At 63.0% G+C, this 17122-nt stretch carries 13 protein-coding genes; 5 read left to right on the top strand and 8 right to left on the bottom strand.

Translation table 11 applies throughout. The features are described from left to right. The first annotated feature begins 133 nt into the window (after positions 1-133). A complete protein-coding gene (gene mqo, locus AB1N67_RS13485) occupies positions 134-1723 on the top strand; it encodes a malate dehydrogenase (quinone) (RefSeq protein WP_043206880.1) in 1590 nt (529 codons plus the stop codon). A gap of 42 nt (positions 1724-1765) precedes the next feature. On the opposite strand, the gene AB1N67_RS13480 is transcribed toward mqo, so the two are convergent. Further along, on the bottom strand, positions 1766-2680 hold the full coding sequence (locus AB1N67_RS13480; protein WP_070571579.1) for a LysR family transcriptional regulator: 915 nt from the start codon (positions 2678-2680) through the stop codon (positions 1766-1768). A 96-nt stretch (positions 2681-2776) separates the two neighbouring features. Between AB1N67_RS13480 and AB1N67_RS13475 the strand changes: the two genes are divergently transcribed. From AB1N67_RS13475 to AB1N67_RS13465, 3 genes are all read left to right on the top strand, one after another. Continuing rightward, positions 2777-3082 carry a putative quinol monooxygenase gene (locus tag AB1N67_RS13475; protein ID WP_090344839.1) on the top strand — a complete coding sequence of 102 codons (306 nt, stop codon included), beginning with the start codon at positions 2777-2779 and terminating at the stop codon, positions 3080-3082. 14 nt (positions 3083-3096) lie between these two features. After that, positions 3097-3942, top strand: a complete 846-nt coding sequence (locus AB1N67_RS13470) for a type 1 glutamine amidotransferase domain-containing protein (RefSeq protein WP_102081555.1) — start codon at positions 3097-3099, stop codon at positions 3940-3942. A 154-nt stretch (positions 3943-4096) separates the two neighbouring features. Then, on the top strand, positions 4097-5143 hold the full coding sequence (locus AB1N67_RS13465) for a class I SAM-dependent methyltransferase (RefSeq protein ID WP_090344841.1): 1047 nt from the start codon (positions 4097-4099) through the stop codon (positions 5141-5143). Positions 5144-5259: 116 nt separating this feature from the next. On the opposite strand, the gene AB1N67_RS13460 is transcribed toward AB1N67_RS13465, so the two are convergent. Together AB1N67_RS13460 and nspC are read right to left on the bottom strand one after the other, a co-directional pair. Further along, positions 5260-6504 carry a saccharopine dehydrogenase family protein gene (locus AB1N67_RS13460; RefSeq protein ID WP_043206871.1) on the bottom strand — a complete coding sequence of 415 codons (1245 nt, stop codon included), beginning with the start codon at positions 6502-6504 and terminating at the stop codon, positions 5260-5262. A 33-nt stretch (positions 6505-6537) separates the two neighbouring features. Further along, the gene (gene nspC, locus AB1N67_RS13455) at positions 6538-7635 is read right to left on the bottom strand and encodes a carboxynorspermidine decarboxylase (RefSeq protein ID WP_043206869.1); all 1098 of its coding nucleotides are present in this window, start codon (positions 7633-7635) and stop codon (positions 6538-6540) included. Positions 7636-7945: 310 nt separating this feature from the next. Here nspC and AB1N67_RS13450 point away from each other — a divergent pair, with 310 nt between their 5' ends. Continuing rightward, positions 7946-8116 (top strand): KGG domain-containing protein, encoded by a 171-nt coding sequence (locus tag AB1N67_RS13450; RefSeq protein ID WP_070571654.1) that lies wholly within the window; start codon positions 7946-7948, stop codon positions 8114-8116. Between the two features lie 7 nt (positions 8117-8123). Here the strand turns inward: AB1N67_RS13450 and AB1N67_RS13445 are convergent, their stop codons facing one another. The 5 genes from AB1N67_RS13445 to AB1N67_RS13425 all read right to left on the bottom strand — a co-directional run bounded on the left by AB1N67_RS13445 (position 8124) and on the right by AB1N67_RS13425 (position 17095). Continuing rightward, positions 8124-9041, bottom strand: coding sequence for a pyridoxal-phosphate dependent enzyme (locus tag AB1N67_RS13445; RefSeq protein WP_090344845.1), 918 nt, complete (start codon positions 9039-9041; stop codon positions 8124-8126). 183 nt (positions 9042-9224) lie between these two features. Then, positions 9225-10928 (bottom strand): amidase, encoded by a 1704-nt coding sequence (locus AB1N67_RS13440; protein WP_043215839.1) that lies wholly within the window; start codon positions 10926-10928, stop codon positions 9225-9227. A 299-nt stretch (positions 10929-11227) separates the two neighbouring features. Then, a complete protein-coding gene (gene yghU, locus AB1N67_RS13435) occupies positions 11228-12064 on the bottom strand; it encodes a glutathione-dependent disulfide-bond oxidoreductase (RefSeq protein ID WP_090344847.1) in 837 nt (278 codons plus the stop codon). Between the two features lie 222 nt (positions 12065-12286). Beyond that, positions 12287-16366 (bottom strand): inverse autotransporter beta domain-containing protein, encoded by a 4080-nt coding sequence (locus AB1N67_RS13430; RefSeq protein WP_367863058.1) that lies wholly within the window; start codon positions 16364-16366, stop codon positions 12287-12289. A 411-nt stretch (positions 16367-16777) separates the two neighbouring features. Further along, on the bottom strand, positions 16778-17095 hold the full coding sequence (locus AB1N67_RS13425; RefSeq protein WP_043215867.1) for a DUF2388 domain-containing protein: 318 nt from the start codon (positions 17093-17095) through the stop codon (positions 16778-16780). Positions 17096-17122: the final 27 nt, after the last annotated feature.

The following is a 17122-nucleotide window of genomic DNA, read 5'->3' as shown; positions in this document are numbered from 1 at the left end:
TGCGCTAACTATCTAGAGGGCTGACTTCGCTTGCGAGGCCGATCAGGCGCAGGGGCGGCAGACAGATACGCCGCACGAGCCTTGCGCACGACAGGGAGTACACAACGAGGCATCACGTCTCGCAGGAGGAAACATGAACACCACGAAGACGTTGCGATGGGCCTTGGTAGGCCTCACGTGCGGCATGCTCAGTGCCCAGGCCGCCGAGACCAAACGGGTCGACGTACTGCTGGTCGGGGGCGGGATCATGAGTTCGACCCTGGCGGTCTGGCTGAATGAGCTGGAGCCGGGTTGGTCGATGGAAATGGTCGAACGCCTGGACAAAGTCGCCGAGGAAAGCTCCAACGGCTGGAACAACGCAGGCACCGGGCACTCGGCGCTGGCAGAGCTCAACTACACACCGGAGAAGAACGGCAAGATCGACATCGCCAAGGCCATCGAGATCAACGAGTCGTTCCAGATCACCCGGCAGTTCCTCGCCTGGCAGGTCAAGCAGGGCGTGCTCAAGGACCCGCATTCGTTCATCAACACCACACCGCACATGAGTTTCGTGTGGGGTGACGACAACATTCGGTTTCTGAAAAAACGCTACGAGGCCCTGCAGGCCAGCCCCCTGTTCAAGCCCATGCAGTATTCGGAGGACCCGGAACAGATCAAGCAGTGGGTGCCGTTGATGATGGAGGGCCGTGACCCCGCGCAGAAGCTCGCGGTGACCTGGACCCCCATCGGCACCGACGTCAATTTTGGTGAGATCACCCGCCAGTACGTGGGCTACCTGCAAGGCCGACCGAACTTCGACCTGAAGCTCTCGAGCGAAGTCCAGGACATCACCCGCAACGATGACGGCTCCTGGCACGTCGAATACAAGAACCTCAAGGACGGTACCACGTCCGCCACCGACGCCAAGTTCCTGTTCATCGGCGCCGGCGGCGCCGCCTTGCCGCTGCTGCAAAAGTCGGGCATCCCTGAAGCCAAGGACTATGCGGGCTTCCCGGTGGGCGGCTCGTTCCTGGTGACCGACAACCCGGCCATCGCCCAGCGGCACATGGCCAAGGCCTACGGCATCGCCGCGACCGGCGCGCCGCCCATGTCGGTACCCCATCTGGATACCCGCGTGCTCGATGGCAAGCGCATGATCCTGTTCGGCCCATTCGCCACCTTCTCCACGCGTTTTCTAAAAGAGGGCTCGCTGCTGGACCTGTTCGCCAGCATGTCCGTGCACAACACCTGGCCCATGGTGCGCGTCGGGGTTCGTGAATTCGACCTGGTGCAGTACCTGATCGGGCAATTGATGCAATCCGACGATGACCGCTTCGAGGCGCTGCAGACCTACTTCCCCCACGCCAAGAAAGAGGACTGGCGCCTGTGGCAGGCGGGGCAGCGGGTGCAGATCATCAAGAAGGACCCGGAGCTGGGCGGGGTCCTCAAGCTCGGCACCGAAGTGGTGATGGCCAAGGACGGCAGCATCGCTGGCTTGCTGGGCGCATCGCCGGGGGCCTCGACCGCGCCGCCGATCATGCTCGACCTGCTGCACAAGGTGTTCAAGGACAAGGCTGCCTCTGCGCCCTGGCAGGAGAAGTTCCGGCAGATCATTCCGTCCTACGGGATTCGCCTGAACGATCATCCTGACAAGCTCGAACAGGAGTGGGCCTACACCAACGAGTTGCTCCAGTTGGCGCCGCCGTCGAGCCACGCAGGGCAGACCGAAATCGCAGCGCCGTAGTGTGCACGATGCCCCGGGTGGCCTTGCGCCTCCCGGCGGCTTCTACTCCACGTGATTGGCCACCTCCCAGACTTTTTGGCGAAACCACCTGCGCAATGGATCGGCGTGCGTGCGCTCGTGCCAGATCTGCATCAATTCGACCCTCGGTAGCGCCAGGGGCAGCGGGTAGACCGCAAGCTCCGGGTCCCGTGCCGCCGCATCTTCGGCCAGCGAACGCAGGCAGGTGAGCAGCAGGTCGGTGCCACTGACCAGGCGGGCTGGGGCAAGAAAGCTCGACAACCCCGCAATCACACGTCGTCGATGGCCTTGGGCGCGCAGCGCGCGGTCCACTAGCCCATCGAGGTCACCGGTGAGGGTGGTCAGCACATGCTCGCAGGCCAGAAACGCCTCCAGGTCCAGGCCGTCGGTCAGGTGTGGGTTGCTCCTTGCGGCCAGCACCACCAACTCTTCGCCGAGCAGACGCTGCTGGTGGAAGGTGTCCGGCAGGTCGGTGAAGAATCCGGCGATGGCCAAGTCGCACGTGCCTTTCTCCAGGGCTTCGCGCGGCAACTGGCCACGGGTGTTGTGGGTGACCAGCACCAGGTTGGGGGCCTGGCTGCGCAGTATCGGCAGCAGACGGGGCAGCAGGGTTTGCTCCAGATAGTCGGTGCTATACAGGTGCAGGCGGGCAGGGCGGGTGAGCATGTCCGCGCCGTCGCAACGTTCGTAGAACAGCTCCAGCTGCTCCACCAAGTGCTGAACCTGAGGCGCCAGCTCATGGGCGCGAGGTGTCGGTGTCAGCCCGCGAGGCGCCCGGACGAACAGCGGGTCGCCGAATTGATGGCGCAGCTTGTTCAGCTTGTGGCTCAGCGCCGGCTGGCTGAGCGCCATGCGCTCGGCGGCCAGGGACGCGTTACGTTCCTGATAGAGCATCTGGAAGACCAGCAGCAGGTTCAGGTCCTTGTTTGCGATATTCATATTTTGGATCGCTGAAATTAGATCTTTAGAATTATCGAATCATAGCGCAGTCGATAGCATGGCCTCACTGACCGATACCGACCTTGGAGTCCAGTCATGCCTATCAGCATCTTCGCCACTATTTTCCCCAAGCCCGAACACCGCGACGCGGTGGAACAGGCCCTGCGGGTGATGGTGGAGCACTCGCGCGCCGAGCCCGGCAACCTGCGCTATGACCTGTTCGTTCGTGAAGCAGACGAACTGGCCTTCGACCTGTTCGAGCTGTATGTCGACTCGGCGGCCATCGATGCACACCGCAACAGTGCTCATTACCAGGCCTATCGCGCTGCCACCGCTGACTGGGTGGCTGCACCGACCCAGGTCCGCGTTGCCCACCCACTCGACATTGTCCCCTTCGCCTGAACAGGAACCTGACCATGAACAAGATTTCCACCCTGGCGCTCACGGTGGCTGGCGCATTGCTGGCCGGCCAGGCCACTGCCGCGTCCAAAGGCGAGGTGCTGGTCTTGCTGTCGAGCGAGCATCAACTGCAGCTCAAGGACGGCAAACCGTACTCGACCGGCTATTACCTCAACGAGTTCGGTGTGCCGGCCGACCAACTGCTCAAGGCCGGCTACACGCTGGTGCTGGTGACGCCCAAGGGCAATGCGCCGAGCGTCGATGAGCGTTCGGTCGACCCGCAGTATTTCGGTGGCGATGCGGCCGAGATGCAGCGTATTCACAAGGTTGTGCAGAGTCTGCCGGGCATCGACGACACCTTGTCGGTCAAGGAGGTGTTGGCGGGTGACCTGGACCGTTACGCCGGCCTGTTCATCCCTGGTGGCCATGCGCCGCTGATCGATCTTGCCAACAACCCTGACGTCGGGGCATTGCTGCGCCACTTCCATCAGGCAGGCAAACCGACCGCCGCGATCTGCCATGGCCCGATCACCCTGCTGTCGGCCCAGCAGGACCCGGTTGCCTACCGCGCGGCCTTGGCACGCGGCGAGACGCCGGCCGCCAGTGACTGGGTGTACCAGGGCTATCGCATGACGATCTTCTCGGATCCGGAAGAACAAGTGTTCGAAAGTTCGCTCAAAGATCAACGCCTGCAGTTCTACCCGGCCAAGGCCATGGCTGCGGCGGGCGGCGACATGAGCTACGCGAAGGCCTGGGCGCCCCATGTGGTCATCGACCGTGAGCTGATCACCGGACAGAACCCGTTCTCCGACAAGGCGCTGGCCAAGGCATTGGTGGAGAAACTGGACGGTGCCAGGCAGTAAGGCCAAGCCTTCGGTGCCGGCGGTGGCGCTTGCCATGCTCGTCTAGACTTAAAGCCCGGGCCTGTTTCGCGCAGGCCCGGCAATCATCCATCCGACCACCGCCTCCCGGCCCGGACGTCGCCGACGGTGGCCTTCTTGCAGAGGAGGGCAGGTCATGGACGAGGCAAGACTTCACGAGTTCATGGGCAAGCTGGTGGGCGACATGGGCGCGGCGGCGACACTGGCCAACGTGATCCTGGGCGATGAGCTGGGGCTGTATCGGGCCATGGCCGATAGCCAACCCGTGACCCCCGAGGTGCTGGCGCAGCGAACCGGCTGTCATCCACGGCTGCTGCGAGAATGGCTCAGCGCCCAGGTAGCAGCCGGCTACATGGTTCACCACGACGGTACGTTCAGTCTTCCCGAAGAGCAGGCTCTGGCCCTGGCCATCGAGGAGTCGCCAGCCTACATGGCCGGCGGCGCGTCGGTGGTAGCGGCGCTGTTTCATGACAAAGACAAGCTGATCGCAGCCATGCGTGGCGATGGAGGGCTGCCTTGGGGTGACCATCATCCGTGCATGTTCAGCGGCACCGAGCGTTTCTTCAGGCCCGGTTACCGTACCTTCCTGGTGGCTGAGTGGCTACCGGCGCTGGAGGGGGTGACCGCCAAGCTGCAGGCCGGAGCCAAGGTGGCCGATGTGGGATGCGGCCACGGCGCCTCGACCATTGTCATGGCCCAGGCTTTTCCCGCGTCTCGCTTTATCGGCTACGACTACCATGGGCCCTCGATCACGACCGCCACTGCGCGTGCCGAGGAGGCGGGCGTAGCCGGGCAGGTCAGCTTTGCCCAGGCCTCGGCCAAGGACTATCCGGGGCATGATCATGACCTGGTGTGCTTTTTCGATTGCCTGCACGACATGGGGGATCCGGTCGGTGCGGCCAGGCATGCCTACCACGCGCTCAAGGACGACGGCACGGTGATGCTGGTCGAGCCCTATGCGGAGGATTCGCTGGAAGGCAACCTGAACCCGGTGGGGCGGTTGTTCTACGCGGCCTCGACATTCATTTGCACCCCCAACTCGCTGTCTCAGGAGGTAGGGTTGGGGCTGGGGGCCCAGGCCGGCGAGGCGCGGCTGCGGGCGGTGTTCGAGGAGGCGGGGTTCACGCGGTTCCGGCGGGCGACGCAGACACCGTTCAACCTGATCCTGGAGGCGCGCAAGTAGCGGGCGAGCCTGTGAGAGCGTTGCGACTTCAAAAGGAGCACCGTGCGCAGTGGGGCGTCTGTGGGCACTGGCCACACGCAGAAGGGGCGCCATCTGGCGCCCCTTCTGTTTGCTGCTTAGGCTTCAGCGTCCCAAGGACGATCGCCTTTTTCGTCTTTGATGCGGGTCGGCAGGCCCATCACGTCCAGCGCCTTGAGGAACGGCTCGGCCGGCAGCTCCTCGACGTTGACCATGCGCTTGGCATCCCATTCGCCACGGGCGACCAGCAGGGCCGCGGCCACTGGCGGCACACCAGCGGTATAGGAAATACCCTGACTGTCGGTCTCGGCGAACGCCTCTTCGTGGTCGGCCACGTTGTAGATGAACACTTCACGCGGCTGACCATCCTTGGTGCCCTTGACCAGGTCACCGATGCAGGTCTTGCCGGTGTAGCCCGGAGCCAGCGAGGACGGGTCAGGCAGCACGGCCTTGACCACTTTGAGTGGCACCACTTCCAGGCCTTCGGCGGTCTTGACCGGCTGCTCGGAGAGCAGGCCCAGGTTCTTCAGGACGGTGAACACATTGATGTAATGCTCGCCGAAGCTCATCCAGAAGCGGATGTTCGGCACGTCGAGGTTCTTCGACAGCGAGTGGACTTCATCGTGGCCGGTCAGGTAGAGGTTCTGCGAGCCCACCACCGGCAGGTCGTCGGTGCGCTTGACCTCGAACATTTTGTTGCTGGTCCATTGGCTGTTCTGCCAGCTCCAGACTTGACCTGTGAATTCGCGGAAGTTGATTTCCGGGTCGAAGTTGGTGGCGAAGTACTTGCCATGGGAGCCGGCATTGACGTCGAGAATGTCGATCGAGTCAATGCGGTCGAAATACTGTTGCTGCGCAAGTTTGGCGTAGCTGTTCACCACACCCGGGTCGAAGCCGACGCCGAGAATGGCGGTGATGTTCTTTGCTTGGCACTCTTCGAGGTGTTTCCACTCGTAGTTGCCGTACCAAGGCGGCGTTTCGCAGATCTTGCCCGGCTCTTCGTGGATCGCGGTGTCCAGGTAGGCGGCGCCGGTATCGATGCAGGCACGCAGCACCGACATGTTGAGGAAGGCGGACCCGACGTTGATCACGATCTGCGATTCGGTCTCGCGGATCAGCGCCTTGGTTGCCTCGACATCGAGGGCATTGAGCGAGAAGGCCTGGATGTCGGCGGGTACCTTGAGGCTACCCTTGGCCTTGACGCTGTCGATGATGGCCTGGCATTTGGAGATGTTCCGTGACGCAATCGCAATACGACCGAGCTCGTCGTTATGCTGTGCGCACTTGTGGGCCACCACCTTGGCGACACCTCCTGCACCAATGATAAGAACGTTCTTCTTCAATTTACCTTTTGCTCCTTACTGAAAGGGCCTGCCTCAGGACAGGCTGGAAACGTAGTCTTCGAAACCGAACTCGCGCACCACCTCGACGCTGCCGTCGAGCTGCTTGACCACGATGGCCGGCATTTTCAGACCGTTGAACCAGTTTTTCTTGACCATGGTGTAACCGGCGGCATCGACGAACGACAGGCGGTCACCGATAGCCAGAGGCTTGTCGAACTGATACTCGCCGAAGATATCGCCGGCCAGGCACGACTTGCCGCAGACCATGTAGGTGTGCTCGCCGTTGTTGGGGGCCATCTTGGCGTTGAGGCGATAGATCAACAGGTCGAGCATGTGCGCTTCGATGGAGCTGTCGACCACGGCCAGGTGCTTGCCGTTGTACAGGGTGTCGAGAACGGTGACTTCCAGCGAGGCGCTCTGGGTGATGGCTGCTTCGCCGGGCTCCAGGTAGACCTGCACGCCGTACTTCTCGGAGAAGGCCTTCAGGCGCGCGCAGAATGCGTCCAGGGCATAGTCTTCGCCGGTGAAGTGGATCCCGCCACCGAGGCTGACCCACTGGACCTTGTGCAGCAGGTGACCGAAGCGCTCCTCGATGTGCGAGAGCATCTTGTCGAAGAGGCCGAAATCGCCGTTCTCGCAGTTGTTGTGGAACATGAAGCCGGAGATCTGTTCGATCACCTTCTCGATCTTCTCAGGGTCCCATTCGCCCAGACGGCTGAACGGGCGTGCCGGGTCGGCCAGCAGGTAGTCGGAGCTGCTCACCTGCGGGTTGACGCGCAGACCGCGCACCTTGCCCTGGGACTGTTCGGCATAGCGTTGCAGCTGGCCGATGGAGTTGAAGATGATCTTGTCGCAGTTCTCGAGCATCTCCTCGATCTCGTCGTCGGCCCAGGCCACGCTGTAGGCGTGGGTTTCGCCGGCAAACTTCTGGCGACCGAGCTTGAGTTCGTAGAGCGACGAAGAAGTGGTGCCATCCATGTACTGCTGCATCAGGTCGAACACCGACCAGGTGGCGAAGCACTTGAGTGCCAGCAGGGCCTTGGCCCCGGAGTGTTCGCGCACGTAGGCAATCTTTTCCATGTTGCCCAGCAGCTTTTGTTTATCGATGAGGTAGTACGGCGTCTTGATCATTTAAAGGCCCCCGGCCAGGCCGGCCAAAAAAAGGACACGCATTGTGCCTTCACTTGCCCCGGATCGAAAGGGTCGAAGGCGCATTTCGTCCGAGTTGCACGTGTATTTGTTGTCCCTTTGCCATCAAGGCATCGGTCGCTTCGGTCAGAGGAGCCTCATCAGGGTATCTGCAGCCTCGTGGCAGACCCAGTTGAGCAGATAAATGTGACCGTTGCGGTCACAGGGTTTGCGCCGCCATCTGTCGGAAGGAGGGAGCAGGGCATGTGCCGTGGGGCTCGAACCTTCAGAACTGATCCATGAGGAGAACCCCATGACCAAGCATCACGAAAGCTCCCACGGTTTTGCCGACGACCCACAGAAAGTCCACGATGCCGGCCGCAAGGGCGGCACCAACCAGGATGTGAAGACCGACCGGGCAGAAAAGGCCCGGGTCGGTGGCCAGCACAGCCATGGCGGTACCCCGCGGCGCAGCGATCGCTGAGCGCCGTTCAGCCCTGGGCCGCCAGCCACGCCTGGATCTGCTCCAGCGTGGCGGTGGCCCCGCCGCAGACGATCACCAGGACATTGCGGTACGCCGCCAGGGCCTCGGGTTGGTAGGCCAAGGCCAGTGCCGCGCCGCAGGCCGGCTCGACCAGTACGCGGTGATCCAGTAAAAAACGCTCGCAGGCCTGCAGCGCGGCGCGGTCGCTGACCAGGCAACTTTCGACTGGGTGACGCTGTGCACAGGCCAGCGCCTGTTCTGCGACGCGCTTGGCGCCCAGGGAGGTGGCCACCGAAGTGATGCGTGGCAGTTCCACGGTCTGTCCGGCTTCAAGGGCTGCATGCAACGAGGCCGCACCGTCGGTTTCCACCGCCAGCACCGGCACGTCGTGCCAACCGTTGCGTTCGAGTCCTTCGACCACGCCACTTAGCAGGCCGCCGCCACCCACCGAGAGCACCACGGCATCGGGCTTCATGCCGGCGCGGGCGACTTCGTCGATCATGCTGGCATGACCGGCCCACAACAGTGGATCGTCGAACGGGTGGATGAAGGCATCGTCTGGCCCGACCAATGTCTGCGCCAGTTCGTTGGCCTCCTGCCAGGAGCTGCCGTGCACCACGACCTTGGCGTCTTCCAGGCGCAGCAGCGCCTTGGCGCGTTCGGTGGTGGTTTCTGGCACCACCACGGTCACCGGCACGCCGAGCTTGCGCCCGGCATAGGCCACAGCCAACCCCGCGTTGCCACCGGAGGACGAGACGAAGTGGCGCGCACCGCGGGCATGATGGACCTGGCAGGCATGGCCAACGCCACGCAGCTTGAATGAGCCGCACGGCTGCAGGGCTTCGAGCTTGAGCCAGACCGAGCGGCCGGCGATCAGCGAGAGAGGACGGGATTCGATCAGGGGCGTCTGGATGTGCAGGGACATGTGGGCTCTCCAAAGGGATGCTTCATTGTTCCGGCAGACGCAATCGCGGGGCAAGGGCGTTTTTTCAGGTGTATCGGGCTGTGCCCGTTTGCGCGTTGGCGATGATCGTAGTGGGAGCGGGTTTATCCGCGAAGCAACCGATTCAGTGCTTGCGGATAAACCTGTTTCCAGCCAGGCGTTGGATCAGCCCAGTGGCGGGGTGCGCGGCGGAATCATGCGACGCGAGCCGGTGGCCTCGAAGGCGGCACCGAAGCTCAGCAGTGCATTGTCGCTGTAGGCACGGCCTGCGAAGGTCAGACCGACCGGCATACCGATGTCGGCCATCACGCCCATGGGTACGGTGACAGTGGGCACACCCAGGTGACGGATGGCCAGGTTGCCGTTGGCGACCCAGACGCCGTTGCTCCAGGCGATATCTGCCGATACTGGGTTGACGTCGGCATCGGCCGGGCCCACGTCGGCCACGGTCGGGAACAGCACCGCGTCCAGGCCCAGGTTGTCCATCCAGTCTTCCAGGTCCATCTTGCGGGTCTTTTCCAGCCCACGCAGGCCGTCCGGCAGGGTCTCGATCTGATCCCAGGTCTTCAGACCGCGCTTGGCCATGTTGACGTACTCATCCATGCCGGCCGCCAGGTCGTCCTCACGGTTGGGCAGGGTGCCCGGGTCGTGGGGGAAGATCTGCGGGCCGTCGACGTCGGCCAGGCGGTTGAGCTTCGGATCATTGTTGGCGCGCAGGAAGTCATCGAAGGCCCAGCCGGACAGTTCCCACAGTTCATCGTGCAGGAATTCCTTGGAGACGATGCCGCGGTTGTACACCGTCGGAGCGCCCGGGCGGTCGCCTTCGCAGTTGGACACCAGCGGGAAGTCCACTTCGATCACTTCGGCACCGGCCGCTTCCAGGGCTTGACGCGCCTGCTTCCACAGGTCGATGACGCTGGCGCGGGTATTGATGCGTTGGCCGGTCGGGCCACCGATGCCAGGTTTTTCCGAGGTGCCGGCGTCAGGGTCGGCATTGATGTACATCTTCGGCACGCCAAAACGCTTGCCCTTGAGGGCGCTGGCGTCGACGGCCAGATCCAGGTAGGAAGCCGGGCGTACCGAGGACGCAGCCGGGATCGGCACCCATGGCTGTAGACGCCACAGGTCGCCACGCTTGTCGGCGTCATCGGCAACGACGACATCGAGGATTTCCAGCAGATCGGCCATGGTGCGGGCGTAGGGCACCACGACGTCCATGGTCGGCGTCAGCGGCCAGTTGCCGCGCACCGAGATGACCCCGCGCGAGGGGGTATAGGCGCACAGACCGTTGTTCGAGGCAGGGCCACGGCCGCTGGACCAGGTTTCTTCTGCCAGGCCGAAAGCCGAATAGCTGGCAGCGGTGGCGGTCCCGGCACCGTTGGACGAGCCGGAGGCGAACGGCGCGGTCAGGTAGGCGGCGTTGTACGGGCTTTCGGCGCGGCCATAGACGCCACGCTGCATGCCGCCGTTGGCCATCGGTGGCATGTTGGTCTTGCCCAGGCAGATGGCACCGGCGGCGCGCAGGCGCTCGATGGTGAAGGCGTCGCGCTGGGCCACCAGGTCCTTGAAAGCCGGGCTGCCGGAAGCGGCGGTCAGGCCTTTGACCAGGTAGCTGTCCTTGGCGGTGTAAGGGATGCCATCGAGCGGGCTCAACGTCTGGCCCTTGGCTCGGCGAGCGTCGGAGGCCTCGGCCTCCTTGAGCGCTTCAGGATTGCGTACCACCACAGCGTTCAGGGCAGTGGCGGTGTCGGCTCCGTCATAGGCGTCGATGCGGGCCAGGTAGGCCTTGACCAGCTCAACCGCCGTCGTGCGGCCGGACTCGAGCGCGTCGCGCAGCTCGGCAATGGAAACCTCAGTTACCTCGATCATGCTGTCACCAGTTATGCAGGTGGAAACTCGTGGCGCGAGTGTAGCAAGAAGCCCTTACCCGGCGCAGGCATGCAGCGTGGCAATGGTCATTTGCACGGCGGCAGTCTCGTGCGCTGCATGCGTGCGTCAGTGCATGTGTCGAGGTCGAGGCTCAGACCGCCTCGAATGGCGTTTTTTCTGGTTTGCGAAGGCCACTACGCGCCCCATCCGCAGGCTTCGTCAGCGTCTACAGGTTCCGTAGGCGCTTGCTCGGTGGAAGCTGGCAAGCCTGCGATGGGCTGCAAGGCAGCCCAGGCATTTCACACCAAGTCTGCCGCCGAATGCCGCTCCGGCACCTGGCTTTGCTCATCCCCCCAGGTCCGGTTCACCCGGGTTCCTCGCTGCACGGCCGGCCGTTGGGCGATGGCCTCGGCCCAGCGCTGCACATGGGGGTATTCATGCACAGCAAGAAACTCTGCCGCGCCATACAGGTTGCCGCGCACCAACTGGCCATACCAGGGCCATACGGCGATGTCGGCAATGCTGTATTGCTCGCCGCCGAGGTAGTCGCTTTCGGCCAGACGTCGGTCGAGCACATCCAGTTGGCGCTTGGCCTCCATGGTGAAGCGATTGATGGCGTACTCGAACTTCTCGGGTGCATAGACATAGAAGTGACCAAAACCACCGCCCAGGTAAGGCGCCGAGCCCATCTGCCAGAACAGCCAGTTCAGGCACTCGGTCCGGGCAGCTGGGGCCTTGGGCAGGAAAGCGTCGAACTTCTCGGCCAGGTACAACAAGATCGAACCGGACTCGAACACCCGCACGGGCGGCTCGACGCTGCGATCGAGCAGGGCGGGGATCTTCGAGTTGGGGTTGACCTGCACGAACCCGCTGGAAAACTGGTCGCCTTCGCCGATGCGGATCAGCCAGGCGTCGTACTCGGCGCCGGCATGGCCGAGAGCCAACAGCTCCTCCAGCAAGATGGTCACCTTGACCCCGTTGGGCGTGGCCAGTGAGTACAACTGCAGCGGGTGCTTGCCCACCGGCAGCGCCCGCTCGTGGGTGGGGCCGGCGACAGGCCGGTTGATGTTGGCGAACTGACCGCCGGACGGCGCCTCGTGGGTCCAGACCTTGGGCGGGACGTAGGGTTTGCTCATGGGCGAAGTCTCCTGAAGGCTCGAGGTAGGCACATCGTAAGGTGGACCTGCATCTATGCCATGGGTTCGCCGCGGGGGCAAATGCATTGTGGGCGTGCGTTGGGGGCATCACGCCATGCGCTGAAGGCGTGGCGGTATGGGCGCGGGCCCTCGCTTACAGTGGGCGGTGACGCTGTAAGCGAGGGAATGGGCTAACAGAAAGCGGCGCTCACCACGGCGCGATTACTTTATTGGCTGGCGACAGATGGTGCCTCGGAACCAATGATCAGGCCGCGTCTGGGTCCCCCCGACTGGAAACCCGGCATATTGTGGCGTCAGCATCCAACGCATGCCTGGCCCCGCTGCATCAGGTAGCCAGACCTCATATGTTAGCCAGTTGATTTGCATATAGCCCCATTCTGAGGTCGGGGTGCCCAGGGCGCGAACATTATCGCCTTTTGTCGCTTCGGCTTTTGATACTTGTACAAGTCCCAGGGAACTACAGATTTTCATCGCGTCCTTCCAAGGTTCCATATAGTCGTGCGCCATATGGAACCAGTTACTTACCTTGAAGGTATAACGGTGTGTCACTGCGCTGCCCTTGCGAGCGCCGGTAATCGTTATCGTGCCCGAGTCGGTATCACTGGGTTGCGCAGTGAACTCGAAGTATCCATTGCTTGAGGGCGTTAGCCAACTTGCCGTTGAAGTCCATGTGTAATCCACTGGGTCGGCGCCGTTTGCCAATTCCACCACAAAACTGGCTTCCAAATGAGCGGTGGTCGGGAACCCGGTACTTACAGGAAATCGATGCCGGGGCCGGCCGGCATTCAGCGCCACGATCTCGGTACTCATCAGCTCGATGGGGCGCTTCAATGAGTTCATGTTGATGCCATCCAGGCGTGGGACAACTTCATAACGGCCTACCTTCGGCCCTTGCAGTTGCACCTGATAGCCCTTGGCCGTTGATGTGACTGCGCTTAGCGTGACATCGGACGTGGGCTTTCCAGCGCTGTCCGTCACGAGGAACGAGACCCGATCGAGCAGGTCGGCTATCGATTGATCGAGCTCGTTGCGCACGTCAAATGTAATGGCGGCTTGGTGCACGTCATCGGCGAATATTTTGGAGTTCGACAGCGTGATCGTGGAGTGCGCCTCTGATGGCAGCAACGTCAATACGGTCAACTCCGCTGTCAGGCTATCCATCGAGTCGTTTTCAACGCGAGGGGTGATGGTCAGGTCGCCCGGTATCTTCGTTTTGAGCGTGGTGCGGTAGTTGCCCTCCACGGTTTCCTGCACAGGGTCCAACTTGAAGCCCTCAGGTGGCAGTGGTTGGTTGCTGGCGTCCCGGACGATGAATGTCAGTGCATCGGCCAACCCACTCACCGGCTTGTCGTTGATGTCCTTGGCGGTGAAGTTCAGGGTGGAGAACTCCTTCAAATTGGCCTTGATCGTGTCCGGCTTGATCTGAAACTTCGAGTGGCTTGCAGCTGGCGGCAGAGGCAGCAGCTCGACGTCGGCTTTCAGCGTGCCGAACGGGGTGCCGTTGTAGTGCGGTATGAAGGTGTAGTGGCCTGGGATAGTGCCCTGGAGCGTTGCACGGTACTCACCGGTCTTGGCTTCTGAAATGTCGCCGAGCGTAATGCCCGGGGCCGGGCCGTTGGCCAGTTCGAACTTCAGCTGATCGGCGAGACCTCCCACGGGCTTGTCGTTTGCGTCCCTGGCGGTGAAAGTCAGCGTCGATGGGTCGGTGCCACTTGCCGGGATCCTGGGCGGTGCGGCCTCGAACGTCGAGCGGCCCAGTGCAGGCGGCAAGGCCTTCAGTTGCACGGTGGCACTCAAGCCATTGACCGGCTGGCGCCCGATGGTCGGGACAAAGGTGTAAGTGTCTGCTTGCAGGCCGCGCACTGTGGTGACGTAGATGCCGGTATTGCCGCTCTCCTGGATCGGCTCGAGGGTGAGCTCGTCAGGTGCCGGTGGCAGGCCGCTGCTATTGGTGGCATTCACTGCCAGCCGGTTGCCCAGGCCGGTGACGGGATTACCGTTGATGTCCTTGGCCACGAAGGTCAGTGTCGAGGGATCGGAGCCGTTGGCCGGGATGATGTCTGGCTTGGCCTCCCATTTCGAAGTGGACGGCACGGGCCGCAACGCCTGCAGCTCAACCTCGGCGTTGAGGCGGCCGATGGGCTTACCGCCCAGCTGGGGGGTGACGGTGTAACGGCCGACCAATTTGCCCTTGAACGTCGCGGTGTAGCGGCCCTGGGCGCTTTCCACGATGGGGCTCACCGTCACATCCGGAGGCGACGCGCTGCCCTTGTCGCTGTGCACCGCGAACTTCAGATGCTTGGCGATGCCCTCCACCGGTGCGCCATTGGCATCCTGAGCGGTGAAGGTGAGTACAGCATGGGTTTTGTCGTCCGCCGGGAGTGAGCTGCGGTCTGCGGCGAAGGCGGATTTGCCGTCGTCCGGCACAGAGCTGACCGTGCTGACCTGCGCTTGCGACAGCGCAGTCCCTTGAACGGACGGGGTCAAGGTAATCGATTGCGGCGCGCTGCCCGCGGTCACCCGTACTTCATAGTTGCCCGCCGAAACACGCTCAGGCTTCGAAACCACGATGCCGCCGGCGCGCGTTTGCGTCTCGGCGACAGCGATCTGAATATCCGCCAAGGCGATGTCCACCGGCTGCTGCTGCTCGTCGCGGATGGCGAGGGTCAGGGTTTGCTGAGTCTTGCCATCGGCCGGCAGCACGGTATGGGCAGGGGTGAAGGTCGAGTGGCGCGCGCTGACCGCGGGAGCGTTGACGGTCACGCGGGTCTCGCTGCGCCCGGAGCGGTTGCCTTTGCTGTCCACGGCCACGCCATGGAGGGTGTAGACGTTGGTTTGCTGGGTTTGGTAGTCGGGCAGCAGCACGCTGTAGTGGGGGCCGCCGTCGTGCACGAGCCGGCCGCCGGCCTGCAGCAGCGCCGGGGCTGTCCAGTCGATGTGCGACAGCGGGTACTTGCTGTTGACCCACACGCTCAGGGATTTGGTCTCGCCGCCCTGGCCGCTGACGTGGGCGGCGGCGGCCATTTGGATGACCTGCTTCTTGCGGTACTCGAGGACGATGTGGTTGTTGCGTTCGACCAGGTCGTAACGGCTGCCAGCCAGGGTGCGCAGGGCGCCGACGCCGGCGGGGTCGACCTGCTTGGCCCAGGGCTCGCCGATCTGGTAGCTGAACTCGGCACCGACGGTGGTCTCGTTGCCGCCGTTGCCCTTGCGTTGGTCGGCGCTGAGGGTCAGCAAAGGGATGGGCGTGTAGGTGAGACCGACGGTGACGGCGCTGGGGTCTTTCTTGCGGTTGTCCTTGCCGAACAGGCCGACTTCATCGCCGTAATACTGCTCGTAGCTGAGCTTGCCGCCGAGCTGCGGCATCGACGGCAGCCAGGCCTCGGTGCGCAGGTCCCAGCCGTTGGCCGGGCGTTCCTGGTAGTCCTCGACGTCGGGCGAATCCTTCCAGCCGGTCAGACGGGTGTAGCTGTTGGCGTTGACTTTGAGAAAGTCGCGCCAGTACTCGACCCCCAGGCCCAGACGGGCGTGTTGGCGGGACAGGTCGTAGTCCAAAAAGCTATTGGCGCCGAGCATGTAGCCGTCGTTGAAACGGCGCACGCCCAGGCCCAGGGTGGTCTGCTGGCGGTCGTCCTTGCGGTGGACGCTGCCTTGGGTGAACAGCAACTGCTCGGGGGTGTCGTGCAGCGGGGCGAGCAGTTCGACCTGGGAGTTTTTCAGCGAGAACTTGTCGTCCACATCGATCTGCACCCGGGCGGTGCCGAAGCGGCTGAGCCACTGCTGAGCCTGGCTGCTGGCCTCGCGGGTGGCCAGACCGCGCGCCATGGCGGCAGCGGCGTCGCTGTCAGGGTTGTTGCTGAGGAAGTTGCCGGTGCCGCTGGCCATGGCGGCGAGCTCGCGGGCCTGTTCGTCCTGGGCGTCGGTGGAGGCCTGCGGGTCGGGCGAGTTCAGCTTCGGCAGCGGGTGCGCGGCGGCCGAGGGTACGACCAAGCGATCGCCGGGCTTGAGGGTGTCGAGGTCGCGGCCGGGGTTGAGGCTGCGCAGGGTGGCGATGGTGGTGGCGTATTGGGTGGCGATCGAGGCCAGGGTGTCACCCATGGCGAAGGTATGAAGACGGGAAGGCGCGGGTGATCGCTTGGCCGGTTCAGTGGTGGGGGCGGCGCTGGCTGAAGGCGTGGCCAATGCCAGGGTCAACGGAAGGACCGCCTGGACGCCGATGTTGAGCCAGGCAACGGTCCGGGTCGCGAAGGGCGGCCCGCCGTAAAACGTGTGCTTTTTCAATGAAGTTATCATTCCCTGAAGGCCTGAAATGTAACTTCGCGATGGAGCTGTTTATTCGCCCGGCCATTGCCCGTTCGCAAGCAATGGACAGTTTTAGGTGCACTGGAGGAAAAGTGACAAAGAGGAAATAACCAACACCAAGGCGAAGCGGTTGAAAGCAACTTCCATCTTTTCGATAGATGTTACGAGGCCGCCAAACGCAATGGATTGGAAATGCAGTATTTGCGAGTTTCTAACAGCGTCAGGAGGCTTTCAGGGGCAGAATTTACGAAAACGAAAAGAGCGGATCTGTAGGGGGAATCGCATGGAGGTCTTGAATAACGGGATTGTTGTGTTGCGCATCTTCAACGAAAAGGGCCGCAGGAATGCGGCCCTTGGTTTGACGCAGCGTCGAGTGAACGCAGGTCGACGTCAGTTATCAGTCAAGGGATCATCCTGGGAAAGCAGCGCATTGGCCAGTTCCTCGTCACTGGCCTGCAACCCAGGGTTGTCCTTGCGGGCCTGCTCCAGCGCCGATTCCACATAGGCACCGCGAATGACGCCGCCGCTGGCCACGAAGGCCGACAGCTCATCGCGGGCCGGGATGATCCGTTTGTCGTCCTTGAAGGTCGAGTACAGCGAGGCGGAGACCCCCGCAGATGTGGCGACATCGCCCGCATCCACACCAGCCAGGGCAGCCCCTGCCGGGAGCAGGAGCAAGAACGAAGGAACGAGCAGTAGACGGCGCATGGCAAGACCTCCAGGTGAAGCCCAAGG

The organism is Pseudomonas guariconensis, from assembly GCF_040822035.1.
In the GTDB taxonomy this organism is placed as follows: Bacteria; Pseudomonadota; Gammaproteobacteria; order Pseudomonadales; family Pseudomonadaceae; genus Aquipseudomonas; species Aquipseudomonas guariconensis.
This window is presented reverse-complemented; position numbering and strand designations above follow the sequence as displayed.